Consider the following 595-nt stretch of genomic DNA (forward strand, 5'->3'; position numbering starts at 1 on the left):
GGTGTAGAGTCTCTGAAAATCACTCAAGCAGGCATAAACAAAGCTGTACAACAAAGCCCTCACGCAGATGAAATAAAAAATATTGCGCAGGCAATAGGACGCAAAGGACCTGAGTACATCGAAGGATTAATTAGAAACCCATGGGGGAAGAAAAATGATAATCCACTAATATTTATAATGAGCATTGAAGAAAGTATAAAAGAAACCCTTAACTCAGGTTATATGTTATATAGAGTAGCTCCCATAACTGAGGGTGAAGCAGCTGCTTTCATGGATGTTCTTAAACAATTATTATTATTTGAGGATAATTTTCGCCTTTTTGGTAGAGACTTGGTTTATAAAATAGAAAAATTAAAAATCAGATAACAAAGTATGGTGAACGAAAAATGAAAGAGAGGATAGTGAAATGTGTAATACCAAGATTCTCAACTATGTATTGGTTAATTGCGTTCCTAGCATTTATATTCCCCGGTCGATCTTTTGCTGACGGTTACACCGCTTACTACCGATGTAATGGTACTCAGGAAGCATCTCTTACTGTTAAAGATAACAAACTAAGTATGGTTGTAGGTCTTTCTAAGTTTAATAGGCAACT

The 595-nt window shown here is 35.5% G+C and carries 1 protein-coding gene; it reads left to right on the top strand.

Features of this window, described 5'->3' with window-relative positions; all coding sequences use genetic code 11:
• A partial coding sequence (locus PKE79_RS16580) for a hypothetical protein (protein WP_159202680.1) occupies positions 1 to 366 on the top strand: 366 nt, incomplete at its 5' end.
• Positions 367 to 595 lie beyond the last annotated feature (229 nt).

This window comes from Microbacterium barkeri (assembly GCF_027921765.1).
Taxonomy (GTDB): domain Bacteria; phylum Actinomycetota; class Actinomycetes; order Actinomycetales; family Microbacteriaceae; genus Microbacterium; species Microbacterium barkeri.